The following is an 18,401-nucleotide window of genomic DNA, read 5'->3' as shown; positions in this document are numbered from 1 at the left end:
TGGAGCGGACGCGGGGGCGTACGCGGCGGGCACGTACGAACGGGCAAACGGGGATGGGGCCGAGGAGGGCCGGTGACGACCTATGACGAGCGGGCGAACCTGAGCGATCTGAGCGCCACAGCGGGGGAGGTGCGCCGCTGTGTCGAGTCGGTGATCGAGGGGAAACCCGAAGTCGTCCGGCTCTCGCTGACAGTGCTGCTGGCCGAGGGGCATCTGCTGATCGAGGACGTGCCCGGCGTCGGCAAGACGATGCTCGCCAAGGCACTGGCCAAGACCGTCGACTGCTCGGTACGCCGCATCCAGTTCACCCCCGATCTGCTGCCCTCCGACATCACCGGGGTCAGCGTCTACGACCAGCAGCGCAAGGACTTCGAGTTCAAGCCCGGCGCCGTCTTCGCCCAGATCGTGATCGGCGACGAGATCAACCGGGCCTCCCCCAAGACGCAGTCCGCTCTGCTGGAGTCCATGGAGGAGCGCCAGGTCACCATCGACGGGCAGACCTATCAGCTGCCCGACCCGTTCATGGTCGTCGCCACCCAGAACCCGGTGGAGATGGAGGGCACCTACCCGCTGCCCGAGGCGCAGCGCGACCGGTTCATGGTGCGCGTCTCCATCGGCTACCCGAGCCCGGCCGCCGAGCTGGAGATGCTCGATGTGCACGGCGGCGCCTCCCCGCTCGACGATCTGCAGCCGGTGGCCCACGCACACGACATCGCCAAGTTGATCGAGACCGTGCGGGGCGTGCACGTCTCGGACGCGGTGCGGCGGTACGCGGTCGAGCTGGTGGCCGCCACCCGGACGCACCCGGATCTGCGGCTGGGGGCCTCACCCCGCGCCACGCTGCATCTGCTGCGCGCCTCCAAGGCGGCGGCGGCACTGGCGGGGCGCGAGTTCGCGCTGCCCGACGACGTGCAGTCGCTGGCGGTCCCGGTGCTGGCACACCGTCTGCTGCCCACCGCGCAGGCGCAGTTGAACCGGCGTACGGCCGAGCAGATGGTGTCCGAGATCCTGCAGCGGGTGCCCGTCCCGGCGGTCGGCCCCGGCCCCTCGGCGCCCGGCGGACCGATGCCCGCAGCGGCGCCCGGCGGCTCCGGGGTGCCGGGTCCCTACGGTCAGCCGCAGCCCCCCGGCCCGCGTCCGCCGCTGGACCGGCCGCAGAGCGGGCAGGCCCGGGGCTACTGATGGCCTACGGACCGGCCCCCGGCGCACCGCCGGCGCCCGACAGGGGGCCTGGTGGCGGTACGGGGCCGACCGGTGGGCGCTCCCCGGACGAGAGCCGCGGCTCGCTGCGCCGGGCGTTCGGCGGGCTCACCACACGCGGCCGCTCGTTCATGGCGGCAGGGGCCGCCGCGGCGCTGTGCGCCTATGTGCTGGGCCAGGAGGAACTGCTGCGGGTGGGCGTCCTGCTGGCGATCCTGCCGCTGGTGTGCGTCCTGGTGCTGCACCGCACCCGCTACCGGGTCGCCGGCTACCGCAAGCTGTCGCCCTCCCGGGTGCCGGCCCGCGCGGAGGCCCGCGTCAAGTTGCGGATCGAGAACATCTCGCGGCTGCCCACCGGATTGCTGATGCTCCAGGACCGGGTGCCCTACGTGCTCGGTCCCCGCCCCCGGTTCGTCCTGGACCGGGTGGAGCCGGGCGGGCGCCGCGAGGTCTCCTACCGGGTCCGCTCCGACCTGCGCGGACGCTATCCGATGGGCCCCCTCCAGCTGCGGCTGACGGACCCGTTCGGGATGTGCGAGCTGACGCGCTCCTTCAGCACCTACGACACCCTCACCGTCGTCCCGCCCGTCGAAGCCCTGCCGCCCGCCCGGCTGACGGGCGAGACCACTGGCTACGGCGAGGGGCGGCAGCGCGCGCTGGCGCTGGCCGGTGACGACGATGTGATCCCGCGCGGCTACCGGCACGGCGACGACCTGCGCCGGGTGCACTGGCGGTCGACGGCGCGCTACGGCGAGCTGATGGTGCGCCGCGAGGAGCAGCCCCAGCAGGCCCGCTGCACCGTACTGCTGGACACCCGCCGCGCGGCCTACCCGGGCTCGGGCCCCGACTCCCCCTTCGAGTGGGCGGTCGCCGCGGCCGCGTCCGTCTGTATGCATCTGCTGGAGCGGGGCTACTCCGTTCGGCTGCTGACCGACACCGGAGCCGCCGCACCGGGACCGGAGAGCGGGGGCTTCCTCTCGGACACCTCGGACACGGCCGGACTGCTGCTGGACACCCTCGCCGTCGTCGAACACTCGAACGAGAAGGGGCTGTCCGGCGCCTACGACGCGCTGCGCGGCGGAACGGGGAACGAAGGCCTGCTGATCGCGTTCCTCGGGGAGCTGGACGAGGAGCAGGCCCTCACCGTCGGCCGGATACGGCAGCGCTCCAGCCGGGCCGTCGCCTTTCTCGCCGGCGCGGGCCCCACCGGGCAGCATGCGGGGGGCGCCGCAGCGGCGCCCGCACCCGGGAGCGAACCGGCCCCGCTGCGCGCGCTGCGCGAGGCCGGGTGGACAGCGCTGTCCGGCGGGCCCGGGACACCGCTGGCCGCACTGTGGCAGGAAGCCGACAACGCGAGCGCGAAGGGGCTGGGACGATGAGCGGACGGGGACGGCTCGCTTTCTGCGCCGCGCTGGCCACCCTGGCCGCGGCCTGCGCACTCCTGCCACTGGTGGACCCGGCGACATGGCTGCTGCAGGCCGCGCTGCTGACAGCCGTGCAGACGGGAGTGGGCGCGGCCACCCGCCGGATACCCCTGGCCCGCCCCGTGACCGTGCTGACGCAGGTGGTCGTCTCCCTGCTGCTGCTCACCGCCGTCTTCGCACGGGAGTACGCACTGGCCGGGTTCCTGCCGGGCCCCGAGGCCTTCCGGTACGCCGGCACCCTGTTCGAACAGGGCGTCCAGGACGTGAGCCGGTACGCGATACCCGCGCCGCTCACCGACGGCATCCGGCTGATGCTCGTCGGCGGCGTACTGGCCATCGGCCTGCTGGTGGACCTGGTGGCCGTGACCTACCGGAGCGCGGCCCCCGCCGGGCTGCCCCTGCTCGCCCTCTACTCGGTGGCCGCCGGGCTCTCCCAGGGCGGCGCCCGCTGGCTGTGGTTCCTGTGCGCCGCGGGCGGCTATCTGCTGCTCCTGCTGGCCGAGGGACGCGAGCGGCTGTCGCAGTGGGGCCGGGTCTTCGCCGACCGGACGCGGCCGGGGACGGCCGCGCACCAGCCGGGCAGCGTCGGCGGCCCCGCCCTGGCGCCGGTGCGCACCGGACGGCGGATCGGAGTGCTGGCGCTGGGCATCTCGCTGGTGGTGCCGATCGCGCTGCCGTCCCTGAGCGGTGGGCTGCTCGACGACCTGGGCACCGGCGGCGGGGGCGGCGGCAACAAGGGGGGCGGCACGGTCTCCGCGGTCAACCCGGTCGTCGCCCTCAAGAACAGCCTCAACCAGCCGCAGAACCGCACCGCGCTGGTCTACTCCACGGACGGCGAGGAGGACCAGGAGCTCTATCTGCGGATCGTCGCGCTGGACAAGTTCGACGGCGCCCAGTGGAAGCCCTCCGAACGGCGCATCGGCGAGATCCCCGACCCGCTGCCCGCCCCGCGCGGGCTGGCTCCGGGCGTTCGCACCAGCACCGTCCGCAGCACCATCCAGGCCAGCGACGCCTACGCGCAGGACTGGCTGCCCATGCCGTACCCGGCCGACCGGGTGCGCGTCAGCGGCAAGTGGCGCTTCGAGCCCGAGGGCCGCACCCTCGTCGGCTACGACCAGCAGACCACCCGCGGCCTCAGCTACAGCGTCGAGAGCCTGCGCGTCCAGCCCACCGCCGAGCAGCTGCGCAACGCCCCCGCACCGCCGCCCGACCTGGAACGCGAGTACACCGCCGTCCCCGGCTCGCTGCCCGACGTCGTCCCCGACACGGCGCGCAGGGTCACCAGCGGAGCGAAGGACGACTACGACCGCGCGGTGCTGCTCCAGGACTGGTTCGCCAGCAAGGGCGGCTTCTCCTACGACACCGAGGTCGCCGCCGGGACCGGTGTCAACGCCATCGCCGACTTCCTGAAGCAGAAGGAGGGCTTCTGCGTCCACTTCTCCTTCGCCATGGCCTCGATGGCACGCACCCTCGGCATCCCGGCCCGGGTCGCGGTCGGCTTCACCCCCGGCACGGCGCGCGGCGACGGCAAGATGGAGGTCGGCTTCCAGGACGCGCACGCCTGGCCCGAGCTGTACTTCGAAGGCGTCGGCTGGACCCGGTTCGAGCCCACCCCCACGCGGGGCACCACCCCGCCCTACGCGCAGCCCGACGCCCCCGACTCCGACCTGGACCCGGACGAGCAGCTGCCCGACCGCAGTCAGAACGACCAGCCCTCGACCAGTCCCTCGCCGTCGGAGCGGTGCACCGCGCAGCAGAAGCAGGCCGACCCCGAGTGCGGGCTCGCGCTCCCGCCGCCCGGCTCGGACAAGTCCGACGCGGGCCCGCCCGTGGGCGCCCTCGCCGGGTTCGGCGCGGCCGGGCTGACGGTGCTGGCGTTGCTGGCCTCGCCACTTCTCCTGCGGCGGAGAAAACGCGCCAGGCGCCTGCGGAGCCGGGGCCCCGACGCGGCCCCGGACGGCCCCGAAGCAGTGCTGGCCGCCTGGCAGGAGCTCATCGACACCGGATGGGACTTCGGGATCCTCCCCGAGGAATCCGCGACTCCGCGGACCGCCGCGGCCCGGCTGGCCCGGATCGGGCAGTTGCAGCCTGCGGAGGCGGAAGCGGTGCAACGGGTCGCCCTCGCGGTGGAGCAGGTCCTGTACGCCCCCGTACCCCGGGCGACCCCGGCGATCGCCGACGAGGTCCGCCGCATCCACGCCGGCCTGCGTGCGGCGGCCCCCCGCGGCGTGCGCCTGCGGGCGCTGCTGCTGCCACCGTCCTCGGTGCGGCTGCTGTGGGCGGCGACCCGCCGGGCAACCGCCCTGCGTACGCGCTGGACCCGGGCGCTGACCCGCCCCCGCCTGGCCAAGTAGCCCGTGGCGGGGCCCGCCCGCCCGGAGCGGAGCGGGGCCGGGCACAGCGGAAAGGGACCGGACGCAGCGGGGAGCCGGGAGGAGAGAGATCGGGAGGAGCCCGGTAGGGAAGGCGCGGCGGACCCACCGGTGCCGACGGGTGCCCACCGGTGCCGACGGGGTGCCGAACCCGCCCCTACCGGTGGGTTCGGCCCCTACTGGTGAGTTCGGCAGCGGGCAGCTGCTACGCCGTAACCGACCGGTGCTGCGGCGGAAAGAGACCGCAGCACAGGAGAGGAACGCCGGGAGCCGGGTGCGGCACCGGCGGCGTCAGTGGTGACCCTCGTCGCGGCGGCGCTGCCAGCGCTCCTCGATGCGGGTCATCATCGACTTGCGGCTCCGTGGCTGCTGCCGGCGACCGGATTCGGGCCCGGCCCCCTGCGAGGACTGGCCCTGGGCCTGCCCTTCGCCCTGTTTGGGGGCCTTCCGCCATCCTGTCACCGCGAGGACCGCGCAGCCCAGCATCACCAGGAATCCGACGACACTGATCCAGATCTGCTGAGCGACCATTCCGGCCATGAGGAGCGCGATACCCACCAGAAAGCCCGCAACCGCTTGGTAGACCCGCTTGCGGGTGTACCGGCGCAGCTCACTTCCCTCGAGCGCTGTCGCGAACTTGGGATCTTCGGCGTACAGCGCTCGCTCCATCTGCTCGAGCATCCGCTGCTCGTGCTCAGAGAGCGGCACGGAGTCCTCCTACTCGTCGGTCGCGGGGGCGACCGGATGCGACTCTTTCAGGATAGGCAGGGAATCGCCCCCGTGAAACCCGCCCCTCTACGCCAATTCCTCCCACCACACCCGATATAACGGACGGGGTGCCCACGGCGTGTTCCGTTCATTCCCGCACCACCTTTCCGCCATGCCGGACGGTGTGCCTCGATCATACGGCGAGTAGGGGTTGATCGGGCGGGCACAAGTCCATGCCCTGGCCGGGCGGTGCGGACGACCTCAGCGGACGGCGCCCCGCGCCGCCCGGGGCGGCACCTCGGCGAGCACATGCAGCTGACTGGCCACCGACTGGAAGTCGGGCAACTCGGCGGCGGCCGCCTCCAGCCGGGCAAGGGCCTCCAGCGCGTCCGGCTCGGTGTCCACGAGCGCTCCGGGCACCAGATCGGCGAAGACCCGTACGCCGTGCACGGAGATCACCTCCAGGCCGGTGCTGGTCACCAGCGCGGTGAGCTGTTCGGGGGTGAACCGGCGGGGCATGGGGTCGCTCTCGCCCCAGCGCCCGCCGGGCGAGGTGAGGGCGTGCCGGGCCTCCGTGAAGTGCCCGGCCAGCGCCCGCGCCAGCACCGCTCCACCCAGCCCCGAGGCGAGCACACTGAGCGTGCCGCCCTCCTCACGCAGCGCCGCGACGGCGTTGCCGAGGCCCTCGGCGGGGTCGTCGACGTACTCCAGGACGCCGTGGCAGAGCACCGCGTCGTGGGCGCCGCGCTCGGCCACGTCGAAGAGGCCGCGCACATCGCCCTGAACGCCGCGCACCCGGTCGGCCACGCCTGCCTCGGCGGCGCGGCGCTCCAGCGCGAAGAGAGCATCGGGGCTGGGGTCGACGACGGTGACACGGTGGCCGAGGCGGGCGACGGGCACCGCGAAGTTGCCGGTGCCGCCGCCGGTGTCGAGGACCTCCAGCTCGGCGCGGTCCGCCAGTTTGGCGCGCTGATCGAGGGCTCCCCTGAGGACGTCCCAGACCACTGCGGTCCGGAGGGTTGCGCTGGGGCGGGACATGCGGCTGCTCCTCGGCTCAGGGACGGGCGTGTCCCACCCTATTGCCTCGGACGCCCGCCGATCCGCCTGGTGGGCCTCTCGTGCGCACGGCGTCTCACCCCGCCCGCCGGTCCCAGGGTGAGGACGGGCGGGCCTCTCCCTCCTCACCGGTGACCGTGCGGGGCCGGGGCAGCGCCGGCTGGGTGATGAGCATCCGCTCGACGAGGCGGAGGAACATCCCGGCGTAGTGCAGCAGCTCGTCGGCCTCCCGCCAGCCGGCGGCACCGGCTATGCCCGCTTCGGCGCGGGCACGGCGCCCGGCGCCGGAGGCGAACAGCTCGGCCCACTCGGCGAGTTCGGGCGCGACCTCGGGCAACACCTCCCAGGCGCTGCGGATGGCGGGTCGCCGCGCCCGGCGCGGGGCCCCGCCCCTCCTGCGGTCCGGCTCCGGCCCGGACCTGCCGCGGACGGCGAGGACGGCGGCGGCGGTGCGCAGCGCGGCGAGGTGGGCGGTGGCGTACCGCTCGTTGGCGGTCTGCATGGCCGCCGCCTCGTCGAGGCCGTGCTGGGCCTGGGCGAGCAGGTCGAGCGCGGCGGGCGGGGCCGTGGCCCGGCGGAGCACCGGGTGGATGTCGTGGGGGTCGCGGTCGGGGTCGGGGTGGCTGGTGGGCGGCGCTGTCGGCTGCCAGGGCGCGGGGCGCGCTCCCGGAGAAGGTCGCATCACGTGAATCAACCTCCCGTCGGCTGATACCGGTTCGAGAACCGGTCGTATGGGCACATCGTGTCGCATGCCACTGACAATCGGCGCTGACCTGCGCAAAGACCGTGGACGGCAGCGAAGTGCCGGGGTGCTGGGCAGCGGGGCGGGGCCGGTTGGCGTACGGGCGGTCGCCTGCTGCATACTTTGAACTGACCAGTCAGTTCAAAAAGCGCCGTGCCCGGCACCGGGGACCGGGCACGGCGCGCCAGGACGGGATGCGACACAGAGCGGGAGGGGCCGTGACCCAGGTGCGGGGAGCCGCCGTCGAGGCGGAGGACTTCGGGCTCGACGGGCCGCGCGGACCCGTCTTCGACAAGGTGGGCTTCACCGCCGGGGCGGGCTCACTGATCGCGGTGACCGGCCCTTCGGGATCCGGGCGCACCTGCCTGCTGCTGGCGCTGACCGGCCGGATGAAGGCGAGCCGCGGGCGCGCCGAGGTGGCCGGGCACCCGCTGCCCAAGCGGCTCGCGGCCGTACGCCGGATCAGCGCGCTGGGCCCGGTCCCCGGCGTCAACGACCTGGACCCGGCACTGACCGTCACCGAGCAGCTGCGCGAACGCGTACTGCTCCAGCGCCGGTTCGACAGCCCCCTGCGTGCCTGGCTGCGCCCCCGCAAGGAGCGGGCCGCGGCCAGCCGTGCGCGGCTGGAGGCGGCACTCGGCACCGCCGGCCTCGATCTGGACGCGCTGCCCAGGGGCGGGCGCACGGCCGTACGGGACCTGGGGCGGCTGGAGGAGCTGCGGCTGTCGGTGGCACTGGCGCTGCTGGCCGAGCCGCTGCTGCTGGCCGTCGACGACCTGGACCTGAAGCTGCCGGAGAGCGAACGCGAGAGGGCCTGGCCACTGCTGCGCACGGTGGCCGAGCAGGGCACCACCGTGCTCGCGGTGTGCAGCGAGCCCCCGGACCACGGCGCCGTGGTGGTGCGTACCGGCAGGGCGCACGGCCCGGACGAGCCTGCCGGGGACGAGGGCACGGGAGCTGGGACGGGAGCCGCCGGGGAGAGCGGCGACGCGGACGACGACGCGGAGAAGGAGGGGGCGGACGATGCGCTCGCCGAGGCTAGCCGCGCTTGAGCTGAAGCGGTTCGGCAGGGGGCGGCTGCCGCGCGCGGCGATGGCCGCGATGCTGCTGCTTCCGCTGCTGTACGGCGCGCTGTACCTGTGGTCGTTCTGGGACCCCTACGAGCGCCTGGACAAGGTGCCGGTGGCGCTGGTGAACGAGGACCAGGGCACCACCGTCAAGGGCGAACGGGTCGAGGCGGGGGACGACATCGTCAAGGGCCTGCACGACAGCGACTCCTTCGACTGGCACGAGACCAGCGCGGCGGAAGCCCGCGAGGGGGTCGAGGACGGGCGGTACTACCTGTCCTTGACCGTGCCGGCGGACTTCAGCAAAAGGGTCTCCTCCAGCTCCGGCGACTCCCCCGAGACGGGTGCGCTCAAGGTGCGCACCAACGACGCGAACAACTACATCGTCGGGCAGATCTCCCGCACGGTCTTCTCCGAGCTGCGCGCCAGCGCCTCCAGCAAGGTGTCGCGCGGCTTCTTCGACAAGATCTACGTCTCCTTCTCCACACTGCACGACAAGACGGCGAAGGCCGCCGAGGGCGCCGACGAGCTCGGCGCGGGCATCGGCAAGGCGAAGAAGGGCGCGAGCAGGCTCAAGACCGGGCTCGGCGACGCCGAGGAGGGCTCCGGCAGCCTCAAGAGCGGCGCCGGTCAGGTCGCCGCGGGGACCCAGAAGCTGGCCGACAAGGTGAACGGCGCCTCCGACAGGGTGCGGCCGTTCCTCAAGGCGCACAGCGGCGACATCGGCAAGGCGGCCCGCGAGGTGGCCCGAGGGAGCAGGACGCTCAAGAAGAACCTCGAAAAGCTGCCGGGTGACGCACAGCGCGCGCAGACCGACACCCGCCAGGCCGCCGACGCGCTCTCGAAGCTGTACGAGGCCCGCTGCGGCAAGGGCGCCCCCGGCAAGGACGCTCCCAAGGGCAGCCCCGGTACGGACGTACCGGGCGGTCCGGGCGCGGACGCAAGCCCTCCCGGGGACGGCGGCAGCCGAAGCGGCGGTGACGGGGACAGCAGCGGCGCGCAGCAGCCGGCTCCGAGCACGACACCCACGCCCGCGCGGCCCTCCCCCGACAAGGCCCACCCCGCCGAGCGGCCCGCGGCGGCCGATTCGTGCCCGGAGCTGAAGAAGGCCGTCGACGCGGCGAAGCGGTCGGCGCGGGTCGCCGCGAAGGTCAACGGCTATGTCCACAACGAGCAGAAGCTCGACGAACTCGGCCGCCACCTCGACGACCTCAACCGGGCGGCGAACGACGTCGCCCAGCGCGCCCCGCACCTCCAGGAGGACGTGGACAGCGCCGTACGGCAGATCAACAAGCTCAACAAGGGCGCGCACAAGGTCTCCGCAGGCGCCGGTAAGCTGCACTCCGGGCTCGGCAGGCTCGCGACCGGTGCCGCCTCGCTCGACGGCGGTCTGTTCAAACTGGCCGACGGCTCCGGGAAACTGGCCGGCGGACTGCACAACGGGGCCGAACAGATCCCGGACTACGGCAAGAAGGAGCGCCACGACCGCACCGGAGTGATGGCCGACCCGGTCGACCTGGCCGCGCACAAGGCCCACACGGCCCCCAACTACGGCACCGGATTCGCGCCGTACTTCATCCCGCTCTCCCTCTGGGTCGGCGCGATGATCGCCTACATGCTGCTCCAGCCGCTCAACAGGCGGGCGCTGGCGGCGGGCGCTCCGGCCTGGCGGATCGCGCTGGCGGGCTGGCTGCCGGTGGCCGCGATCGGCGTGGCCCAGGTGGCGGCGCTGATGAGCGTGCTGCACTGGGGTCTCGGCCTGCAGATGGCACGCGGCCTGGCGACGGTGGGCTTCCTGACGCTGGTGACGGCGTGCTTCACGGCCGTCGTCCAGTTCCTGAACGCACGCTTCGGACCCGCGGGGCGGATCCTCGTCCTGGCCATGCTGATGCTGCAGCTGACCTCGGCCGGCGGCACGTACCCGATCCAGACCAGCCCCGGCTTCTTCAACGCGATCCACCCGTTCCTGCCCATGAGCTATGTGGTGGAAGGGCTGCGGCATCTGATCACGGGCGGAGAGCTGTGGCCGGTGTGGCGGGCGTGCCTGGTACTGCTGGCCTTCACGGTGGGTGCCCTGGCGCTCACGGCCGTCACCGCGCGCCGCAAGCAGGTGTGGACGCTGGATCGGCTGCGCCCGGAGATCTCGCTGTGAGGCCGGGCCTCCCCGAGAGGAGAATGGCCGTATGACGAGTGCCCGCACCACCGCTTCCGCTTCTTCGGCTTCTTCTTCGGCTTCCACAGCCGCCGCTCCGCGCGGCCGCAGCGCCACCAGGGACAAGCTCTTCCATGCGGCGGTCACGCTCATCGCCGAACAGGGGTTCTCCTCCACGACCGTCGAGGAGATCGCAGAGCGCGCCGGAGTCGCCAAGGGCACGGTCTACTACAACTTCGCCAGCAAGACCGAGCTGTTCGAAGAGCTGCTGCGGCACGGCGTGGAGCTGCTGACAGCCGATCTCCGGCAGGCCGCCGAGGAGACGGACGGGCGGGGCGGCAGCAGGGTGGACGCGCTGGACGCGATGGTCCGCGCGGGACTGCAGTTCATCGACCGCTACCCCGCCTTCACCCAGCTGTACGTCGCCGAACTCTGGCGCACAGGACGCGCATGGAACGACACCCTGCTGATGGTGCGCAAGGAAGCGGTGGCCGTGGTGGAGGGTGTTCTGCGCGCCGGGGTCGCCGAGGGCGAACTGAGCGAGGACATCGACATCCAGCTCACCGCCGCCGCGCTGGTGGGGATGGTGCTGGTCGCCGCCCTCGACTGGAAGGCGTTCCAGCCGGAGCGCTCCATCGAGGATGTGCACGGGGCGCTGTCCCTGCTGCTGCAGGGCCGGGTCGGCGGAAGCCGGCCCCGCTAGACGCGGGACCGGCCCCGGGGCGGGCGGCCCCGCCGTGCGCGGGGCGGCCCCTTTTGTGCGGGGGGTGGCTTCCGGGAGAACGCCGAGCGCCGTTCCGCGGCCCCGTGTCAGCGGTGCGGCACCGTGCCCTCCCGTGTGCCCTCACTCTGCCGCCCGCACGGACGGGGGCCCATCCGTGCGGATACTCAAGATCCCGTCTGAGTACCCGTACCTACTGCCGCGTACGGCGCCGCACCGGCCCGTGCCGGGTACGGCGCGGTGGCGGGGGGAAGCAGGTGCGGGGAGGGCAGCCGGGGGCCGATAAGGTCGGGCGCATGGTGCGAGTTGTCGTGGTCGGGGCCGGGATGGGCGGGATGGCGGCGGCCGCGCGGCTGGCCGTCGCGGGGCACGAGGTCTCGGTCCACGAGCGGACCGGCACCTACGGGGGCGCTGTGCGGCAGTACGCGCGGGACGGTTTCGCCTTCGACACCGGGCCGGGGCTGCTGCGGCTGCCGGCCGTCTACCGCGATCTGTTCGTCAAGACGGGCCGCGAGCGGCTGGAGGACCGGGTGGAGCTGGTCCAGGTGCCGGTCACGGCCCGCCATCTGTTCGCCGACGGCAGCGCCGTCCCGCTGCCGAACGCCTCCCGGGGCAAGGTGATCGCCGCGCTGGACGAGGCGCTGGGCGGCGGTGCGGGCGAGCGCTGGGCCGGGATGCTGACCCGGGCCCGCGAGGCATGGGAGGCGACGCGCCGCCCGCTGCTGGAGGAACCGCTGCGGGACGAGCCCTCCTCCCTGGGCGTGCTCAGCCGGGACGGCACCTATCCGGCATCCCGGAAGAAGGGCCTGCAGCGCCTCGCCCGGGCTCTTCGCGCAGGGTCCGGCCCCGGGCCGACGCTGGCCGAGATCGCCCGGGAGGAGCTGCGAGATCCGCGGCTGGCGGAGATGCTGGGCAGCTACGCGTGGGCCTGCGGTGTGGATCCGCGGTCGGCTCCCGCGAGCGCCGCCGTCCTCGCCTATGTCGAGGACACCTTCGGCACCTGGTACGTACGCGGCGGTATGCGTGTGCTCGCCGACGCGCTGTACGAACGGTGCCGGGAGCGGCGGGTGGCCTTCCACTTCGACAGCGCGGTGCGGGGGGTACGGGAGAAGGACGGCAGGGCGGCCGGACTGGAGCTGGCCGACGGCTCGGTGGTGGACGCGGACGTGGTGGTCGCGGGCGGCGGTCCGGCCGCACCGGGCGGCCGGGGCACGGCGGACCGGGGCGCGACAGACCGGGGCGCGGCCAGGATCACCGTGCTGCTCGCGCTGCGGGGTGCCCGGCCCGAGGGCACGGCCCACCGCACGCTGGTGCACCGCGCGGAGGCGCCCGGGCAGCCGCTGACCGTACTGCGGCCCGACGACCCGGCGCTGCGGCCGGACGACGCGCACGAGACGGCGGTGCTCTCGCTGCCGGTACCGCCGGGTTCGGCCGCCGATGCCGCCGCGGCCGAACAGCTCGCCGAGCAGCTGCTGGCGGCGACGGATGCGGCGGGGCTGGGGTTGAGCGAGCGGCTGCTGTGGCGCGAAGTGCGTACCCCCGCCGACAACGAGGCGGAGACAGGTGCTGCCGGTGGCCGGGTGCCGCCGCCCGCGCTGCCCGGGGCCGACGGTGCCTTCCTGCACCCCGCCAACCCGACCGGACTGCCGGGCCTCTACCTGGCGGGCGGCTGGTCCCACCCAGGGGGCGGCCTGCCCGGGGCCGGCATGAGCGGCGCGATGGTGGCGGGGCTCGTACAGGACCCCGAGTGGCGCGGCTCGGTGTGACCCGCACCGGCCGGGCCCCGCGCCTTTCGGCGTACCTGCGGCCTCAGTACTGGCCGCTGCCGTAGTAGTCCGGCGGGTACTGCGGCGCCTGCTGCGGGTAGGGCTGGGGCTGGGACGGCTGGTCGGCAGCGTCGTTGCCGTAGTAGTCGCCGTACTCGTTCCCGTAGCCGTACGGGGACGGGGGCGGCTCCGCCGGAGGCAGCGGCGCGCCCGCGTCCCGCTGCTGGGGAACCCAGACCCCGCCGGGCGGCGTCTCGGGGACCTCGGGGTAGTAGGACTGCTGGGCCGGCTGCTGCGGCGCCTGATAGGCGTGCTCGTCGCCGTAGCCGCCGTAGCCGCCGTACGGGTCCGCGTACTCCTGGTAGGCGGGCTGGTTCCGGTACTCGGAGGGGTCACCGGCCGCCGGGGGGTCGGCGTATCCGGCGTACTGGCCGGCGTACTGCTCGCCCTGCCCGGCCCCGTAGGCGTACACCTGCGTCTGGTCCGGTGCCGGGGCCGGCGGGCGGCCGAAGACCGAGGCCTCTTCCTCGTAGCTGTCATAGCCGTGACCGCCGTGGCCGCCGTAGCTCTCGTGGCTGCCGTAACCGCCGTAGCCGTCCGCTGCCTGGTAGCCGCCGTACCCGTAGTCGGCACCGTTGTCGGTCTGTGTGCCGTACCCGGCGGCGGGCTCGGGCTGGCCGTAGCCCTGCGGGCCGTAGTCGTCGACCGGGTCGGGGACAGGCGCGGCACCGGGGGCCGGAACGGCACCGGGGCTGTGGGCGCGCAGGTCGGAGACCTCCAGGGAGGCGGTGTCCGGGCCGGGCGCCGCCGCGCCCGACCGGCGGCGCCGGCTGGAGCCGGGGCCACCGCCGAGCGACCACCCGGCGGTGAACCCGCTGCGGACCGAGAGCGTGACGAAGGTCTGGCCGACGGCGAAGGCCGCGATGCCGACACCGATCACCAGGATCGACGGCAGCACGGTGCCCACCACCACGCCCAGGAAGCCGGTGAAGGCCAGCGCCCGCCAACGCAGCCGGGCCTTGTACTGGAGCAGGACCTCGCCCAGCAGCCACAGCGCGACCACGCCGAACGCGATATAGAGGACCGTCCAGCCCATCTACGCCCCTCTTCCCGCTCCCGCCGCCCCATGGGCGGATCCGTGGCTCAAGCCCCCTTGCGAAGGCCCAGAGTAGCCCTCTCCCGAAGGCCGAGATTCTGGTGGATCTCCAGCGTCGCCGTGGAGTGGTTGAGCGTGATGAAGTGCAGCCCCGGGACGCCTTCGGCCATCAGCCTCGCACACAAGTCTGTGGCGTACTCGATTCCGACCGAGCGTACCGCCGCCGGATCGTCCTGGACCGCCTGCAGCCGCTCGATCATCTCGGGCGGCAGGGTGGCGTTGCTCAGCTGCGCGAACCGTTCGATCTGTTTCACGTTCGTGACAGGCATGATCTCCGGGATGATGGGCGTGTGGCAGCCGGCCGCCGCGACCTTGTCCCGCAGGCGCAGATAGTCCTCGGCCCGGAAGAACATCTGGGTGATCGCGTAGTCGGCCCCCGCCCTGCACTTGTTCACGAAGTGCCGGACGTCGCTCTCCCAGTCGGTGGAGCGCGGGTGCATCTCGGGGAAGGCCGCCACGCCGACGCAGAAGTCGCCGGACTCCTTGATCAGCTCGACGAGTTCGGAGGCGTAGTTGATGCCCTGGGGGTGCTTGACCCACTCCCCCAGCGGATCTCCGGGCGGGTCGCCGCGCAGCGCGAGCACGTTGCGGATGCCCGCGTCGGCGTACTGCCCGATGACGTTGCGCAGCTCGGCCCGCGAGTGGCCGACCGCGGTCAGATGAGCGACCGGGGTCAGCGTGGTCTCGTTGGCGATGCGCTCGGTGTTGCGGACCGTGCCCTCACGCGAGGAGCCGCCCGCACCGTAGGTGACGGACACGAAGGTCGGGGACACCGCCTCGATGCGCCGAAGCGCGTCCCACAGGGTCCGCTCTCCCTTCTCGGTCTTCGGCGCGAAGAACTCGAAGGAGAAGGACTGCTCTCCGCTCGCGAGCAGATCACGCACAGTCGGCGGACGGTCTGTCCTGGGAGCTGAGATACCGATGGCCATAGCTGCAGGCTAGCGGCCTGGCCTGCAGAGTGACTCGACCCTGGGACGGTACGGGATGATCTGTCCGATTCCCGGATGGCTGATGTCCACCTGTTGGACAGCTGGCCGCCCCGTGCTACGGAAGCGCCCGGTCACGGCACCAAGGGCCGCGGGTCGGCCTCGGCCGCCCGCCGCAGCCGCTGCGCGAGCGAGGCCGCGGCAGCCCCCGGGTCGTCGGCCCGGGTGAGCGCGCGGACCACCACGACCCTGCGGGCCCCGGCCTCCAGCACCTCGTCCAGATTGCCCGCGTCGATACCGCCGATGGCGAACCACGGCCGGGACGCCGGATCCGTACCGGTACGGGCGGCAGTGTGACGGACGAGATCCAGCCCCGGTGCGGGCCGCCCCGGCTTGGTGGGGGTCGGCCAGCACGGTCCGGTGCAGAAGTAGTCGACGCCGGGCTCGGCCAGCGCCGCGTCCGCCTCGGCGGCGGAGTGGGTGGAGCGGCCGATCAGCACCTCCTTGTCGAGGGTGCCCAGCAGGGCGCGGGCCGCGGGGACCGGCAGATCGCCCTGGCCGAGGTGGAGCACGTCGGAGCCGGCGGCGTGGGCCACGTCCGCGCGGTCGTTGACGGCCAGCAGCGCGCCGTGCCGGCGGCAGGCGTCGGCGAACACCTCCAGATGCGCCAGCTCCTCCGCCGCCTCCATGGCCTTGTCCCGCAGCTGAACGATGTCGACCCCGTTGGCCAGCACCGCGTCCAGGAACGCGGGAAGGTCGCCCTGCTCCTTGCGGGCGTCGGTGCACAGGTACAGCCGTGCGTCGGCGAGCCGCCGACGAGCCTCGTCAGGCGCGGCGGAGGTGGCGGACGTGGCGGTGGTACGGGACATGGTGCGGTGCTTCCCCCCCGTGAGGGGTGCGTGGACCCGTGCGGGTCCACGCACCCGGTGGTGTCGGTGTTCTTCCACTGGGCCCGGCGCGAGCCGGGCGGCGGGGTCAGACGGCGAGCGCCTGGGCGCGGCGCTTGACCTCCGTGCCCCGGTTCTCCCGCAGGGCCGTCACGGGCGAGCCGGGCAGGGACTCGTCCTCGGTGAACAGCCATTCCAGCATCTCTTCGTCGCTGAAGCCGTCGTCCTTCAGGAGCGTGATGGTGCCCGCCAGGCCCTTCACGATCCGGCCCTCCCCGATGAAGGCGGCCGGAACCTGGAGCACCTTGTTCCCGGACTCCGCCTCCCGCCGCACGGCGATCAGCTGGCCTTCCTTCACGAGCTGCCGTACCCGGGTCACTTCGACGCCGAGCTTCTCGGCGACGTCGGGAAGGGTGAGCCAGGCGGGGACGAGAGCATCGGTCTTTGCGTCAATCTCGGTCACGGGTTCCAGACTGCCATCTGGGACCGACGGTCACTACCGCGCCGCCTGCTTCAAGGCGACGGCCGCGTCGCCCACCAGCGTCCGGTCCACGGCCGTACGCTGCTGAATCAGCTTCCGGCCCTGCGCGAGATCGCGCGGACGGCCGACGGCCAGCAGCGCGGCCAGCCGCCCTTCGCGCAGCCAGCACACCGTCCAGGCGGCGCCGTCCGGAGAGCCGCGCCACACCAGCTCGTCGCCCGGTCCGTGGTGGCCGACGTACTGCACGAAGCGGCCGAACTGCTCGGACCAGAAGTAGGGCACCGGGTCGTAGACGACGCTGTCGGCCTCACCGTCGGCATGCCCCTCGGCCAGCAGATTGACGGCGACCGTACGGGGGCCCTGGAGCGCGTTGTCCCAGTGGTGGATCAGCAGCCGCTCGCCGTAGCGGGCCGACGGGAAGGAGGCGCAGTCGCCCACCGCGTAGACGCCGGACGCGTGGCTGCCGAAGACCGAGGCACGCAGCCGGGCGTCGGCGGCCACGGCGCCGTCCGGACCGAGCTCCACACCGGAGCCGCGCAGCCAGTCGGTCGCGGGGCGGGCCCCGATCCCCACCAGCACCGCGTCCGCCGCCAGCCGCGTCCCGTCGGCGAGCAGCACCCCGCCGCGCTCCACCGCCTCGACGGCGACCCCGGTGCGCAGCGTCGCCCCGGCCTCCGCGTACCAGTCCCGCATCGGCTCGGTGACCTGCGGCGGAAGCGCGCCCGGCAGCGGCGTCGCGGCGGCCTCCACAACGGTGACCTCGCAGCCCCGCTCGCGCGCCGCCGTCGCGAACTCCGCGCCGATCCAGCCCGCACCGACCACGACGATCCTGCCCCGGGCCGCCAGTACCGGCCGCAGCCGCCGGGCGTCGTCCAGGGTGCGCAGCAGATGGACGCCGGGCACACCCTCACTGCCGGGCAGACCGACCGGCTCGGCACCCGTCGCCACGACAAGGCGGTCGTAGTGGACCGGACCCGCGTCGGTGACCAGCAACCGCTCGTCGGCCCGCAGCCCGGTGACCGTCCTGCCCAGCTCCAGTTCGATGCCCAGCCCCGCGAAGTCGATGTCGAAGAGCGGCGCCTGCGCCTCCTCGCCCTTGCCGAGCAGCACCGCCTTGGACAGCGGCGGCCTGTCGTACGGCGCGTGCGGCTCGGCCCCCACCAGCCGCACCGAACCGGGCCAGCCCTGTTCGCGCAGTTGCACGGCGGCCTGCACACCGGCCATCCCGGCGCCCACGACCACGACCCGCTGCTGTTTCTGACCGTCACTCACACGATCACTGTATGCCGGTCGGCGCGCGCGGCCATCGGTCACCGGTCGTAGGCCCGCCGGCGGGGTGTACCCGAGGCCCCCGGTGGCCCTTACCCGGCCCGCGGGCACCGCAGTAGGGTGGGTGCGGTAGTTACGGCATACGCGGGAGCCCGGGCGCACCGGGCTGAGAGGGAGGCTGCGACGGCCTCCGACCGTCCGAACCTGATCCGGGTCATTCCGGCGAAGGGAGAAGCAGCGCCCATGCGCGGCACGACTCCGGCAGCACCTCACAACAGCCCCGATGTGCTGGTACTCGGCGGCGGACTCATCGGACTGGCCACCGCCTGGCGCGCCGCGGGAAGCGGCCTGACGGTCACCGTCGCCGACCCCGAACCCGGCGGCGGAGCCGCCCGGGTCGCGGCAGGCATGCTGGCGGCCGTCACCGAACTGCACTACGGCGAAGAGACACTGCTGGACCTCAACCTCGCCTCC

16 protein-coding genes and 1 riboswitch are annotated in these 18,401 nt (G+C 73.5%); of the genes, 8 read left to right on the top strand and 8 right to left on the bottom strand.

The window, feature by feature from the left end:
• Positions 1 to 72: 72 nt before the first annotated feature.
• The 3 genes from JW613_RS06220 to JW613_RS06210 are packed head-to-tail and all read left to right on the top strand — an operon-like array spanning position 73 to position 4,978.
• Positions 73 to 1,182, top strand: coding sequence for an AAA family ATPase (locus tag JW613_RS06220; RefSeq protein ID WP_209209703.1), 1,110 nt, complete (start codon positions 73 to 75; stop codon positions 1,180 to 1,182).
• Positions 1,182 to 2,579: a DUF58 domain-containing protein gene (locus JW613_RS06215; protein WP_209209702.1), complete on the top strand. Its 1,398-nt coding sequence runs from the start codon at positions 1,182 to 1,184 to the stop codon at positions 2,577 to 2,579. The genes JW613_RS06220 and JW613_RS06215 overlap by 1 nt, the downstream gene beginning before the upstream one ends.
• Positions 2,576 to 4,978 carry a transglutaminase TgpA family protein gene (locus JW613_RS06210; protein WP_209209701.1) on the top strand — a complete coding sequence of 801 codons (2,403 nt, stop codon included), beginning with the start codon at positions 2,576 to 2,578 and terminating at the stop codon, positions 4,976 to 4,978. The genes JW613_RS06215 and JW613_RS06210 overlap by 4 nt, the downstream gene beginning before the upstream one ends.
• A gap of 309 nt (positions 4,979 to 5,287) precedes the next feature.
• On the opposite strand, the gene JW613_RS06205 is transcribed toward JW613_RS06210, so the two are convergent.
• The 3 genes from JW613_RS06205 to JW613_RS06195 all read right to left on the bottom strand — a co-directional run bounded on the left by JW613_RS06205 (position 5,288) and on the right by JW613_RS06195 (position 7,442).
• Positions 5,288 to 5,704: an SCO2097 family morphological protein gene (locus JW613_RS06205; protein ID WP_209209700.1), complete on the bottom strand. Its 417-nt coding sequence runs from the start codon at positions 5,702 to 5,704 to the stop codon at positions 5,288 to 5,290.
• Between the two features lie 261 nt (positions 5,705 to 5,965).
• Complete coding sequence (locus tag JW613_RS06200) at positions 5,966 to 6,742, bottom strand: methyltransferase (protein WP_209209699.1); 777 nt, start codon at positions 6,740 to 6,742, stop codon at positions 5,966 to 5,968.
• Between the two features lie 94 nt (positions 6,743 to 6,836).
• Entirely contained in the window at positions 6,837 to 7,442 is a 606-nt protein-coding gene (locus JW613_RS06195; protein ID WP_209209698.1) for an SAV_6107 family HEPN domain-containing protein, read from the bottom strand.
• A gap of 278 nt (positions 7,443 to 7,720) precedes the next feature.
• Here JW613_RS06195 and JW613_RS06190 point away from each other — a divergent pair, with 278 nt between their 5' ends.
• From JW613_RS06190 to JW613_RS06175, 4 genes are all read left to right on the top strand, one after another.
• On the top strand, positions 7,721 to 8,554 hold the full coding sequence (locus JW613_RS06190; protein ID WP_307865809.1) for an ATP-binding cassette domain-containing protein: 834 nt from the start codon (positions 7,721 to 7,723) through the stop codon (positions 8,552 to 8,554).
• A complete protein-coding gene (locus tag JW613_RS06185) occupies positions 8,526 to 10,721 on the top strand; it encodes a YhgE/Pip domain-containing protein (RefSeq protein WP_209209696.1) in 2,196 nt (731 codons plus the stop codon). The genes JW613_RS06190 and JW613_RS06185 overlap by 29 nt, the downstream gene beginning before the upstream one ends.
• A gap of 31 nt (positions 10,722 to 10,752) precedes the next feature.
• Positions 10,753 to 11,424 (top strand): TetR/AcrR family transcriptional regulator, encoded by a 672-nt coding sequence (locus JW613_RS06180; RefSeq protein ID WP_209209695.1) that lies wholly within the window; start codon positions 10,753 to 10,755, stop codon positions 11,422 to 11,424.
• A gap of 314 nt (positions 11,425 to 11,738) precedes the next feature.
• Entirely contained in the window at positions 11,739 to 13,208 is a 1,470-nt protein-coding gene (locus JW613_RS06175) for a phytoene desaturase family protein (RefSeq protein ID WP_209209694.1), read from the top strand.
• A 43-nt stretch (positions 13,209 to 13,251) separates the two neighbouring features.
• On the opposite strand, the gene JW613_RS06170 is transcribed toward JW613_RS06175, so the two are convergent.
• From JW613_RS06170 to JW613_RS06150, 5 genes are all read right to left on the bottom strand, one after another.
• Positions 13,252 to 14,304: a hypothetical protein gene (locus JW613_RS06170; RefSeq protein ID WP_209209693.1), complete on the bottom strand. Its 1,053-nt coding sequence runs from the start codon at positions 14,302 to 14,304 to the stop codon at positions 13,252 to 13,254.
• A 47-nt stretch (positions 14,305 to 14,351) separates the two neighbouring features.
• On the bottom strand, positions 14,352 to 15,293 hold the full coding sequence (gene metF / locus JW613_RS06165) for a methylenetetrahydrofolate reductase [NAD(P)H] (protein ID WP_209209692.1): 942 nt from the start codon (positions 15,291 to 15,293) through the stop codon (positions 14,352 to 14,354).
• A 131-nt stretch (positions 15,294 to 15,424) separates the two neighbouring features.
• Positions 15,425 to 16,159, bottom strand: a complete 735-nt coding sequence (gene thiE / locus JW613_RS06160; RefSeq protein WP_209209691.1) for a thiamine phosphate synthase — start codon at positions 16,157 to 16,159, stop codon at positions 15,425 to 15,427.
• A 106-nt stretch (positions 16,160 to 16,265) separates the two neighbouring features.
• Positions 16,266 to 16,640, bottom strand: coding sequence for an Rv2175c family DNA-binding protein (locus tag JW613_RS06155; protein ID WP_099879917.1), 375 nt, complete (start codon positions 16,638 to 16,640; stop codon positions 16,266 to 16,268).
• Between the two features lie 33 nt (positions 16,641 to 16,673).
• Entirely contained in the window at positions 16,674 to 17,882 is a 1,209-nt protein-coding gene (locus tag JW613_RS06150; protein WP_245225162.1) for an NAD(P)/FAD-dependent oxidoreductase, read from the bottom strand.
• 179 nt (positions 17,883 to 18,061) lie between these two features.
• Positions 18,062 to 18,175: riboswitch (TPP riboswitch) on the top strand.
• On the opposite strand from JW613_RS06150, the gene JW613_RS06145 reads away from it, so the two are divergent.
• Positions 18,171 to 18,401: FAD-dependent oxidoreductase (locus JW613_RS06145; RefSeq protein ID WP_209209689.1), on the top strand; the 231-nt coding region annotated here is incomplete at its 3' end. Its footprint overlaps the riboswitch before it by 5 nt.

The organism is Streptomyces smyrnaeus (assembly GCF_017676345.1).
Classification (GTDB): Bacteria; Actinomycetota; Actinomycetes; order Streptomycetales; family Streptomycetaceae; genus Streptomyces; species Streptomyces smyrnaeus.
This window is presented reverse-complemented; position numbering and strand designations above follow the sequence as displayed.

Bases quoted from the DNA above. Each gene is read 5' to 3' on its own strand.
- metF (WP_209209692.1), bottom strand. From the start codon at position 15,293: ATGGCCATCGGTATCTCAGCTCCCAGGACAGACCGTCCGCCGACTGTG.
- JW613_RS06200 (WP_209209699.1), bottom strand. From the start codon at position 6,742: ATGTCCCGCCCCAGCGCAACCCTCCGGACCGCAGTGGTCTGGGACGTC.
- JW613_RS06185 (WP_209209696.1), top strand. From the start codon at position 8,526: ATGCGCTCGCCGAGGCTAGCCGCGCTTGAGCTGAAGCGGTTCGGCAGG.
- JW613_RS06180 (WP_209209695.1), top strand. From the start codon at position 10,753: ATGACGAGTGCCCGCACCACCGCTTCCGCTTCTTCGGCTTCTTCTTCG.
- JW613_RS06215 (WP_209209702.1), top strand. From the start codon at position 1,182: ATGGCCTACGGACCGGCCCCCGGCGCACCGCCGGCGCCCGACAGGGGG.
- thiE (WP_209209691.1), bottom strand. From the start codon at position 16,159: ATGTCCCGTACCACCGCCACGTCCGCCACCTCCGCCGCGCCTGACGAG.
- JW613_RS06210 (WP_209209701.1), top strand. From the start codon at position 2,576: ATGAGCGGACGGGGACGGCTCGCTTTCTGCGCCGCGCTGGCCACCCTG.
- JW613_RS06175 (WP_209209694.1), top strand. From the start codon at position 11,739: ATGGTGCGAGTTGTCGTGGTCGGGGCCGGGATGGGCGGGATGGCGGCG.
- JW613_RS06150 (WP_245225162.1), bottom strand. From the start codon at position 17,882: ATGGCCGGTGTGCAGGCCGCCGTGCAACTGCGCGAACAGGGCTGGCCC.
- JW613_RS06195 (WP_209209698.1), bottom strand. From the start codon at position 7,442: ATGCGACCTTCTCCGGGAGCGCGCCCCGCGCCCTGGCAGCCGACAGCG.
- JW613_RS06170 (WP_209209693.1), bottom strand. From the start codon at position 14,304: ATGGGCTGGACGGTCCTCTATATCGCGTTCGGCGTGGTCGCGCTGTGG.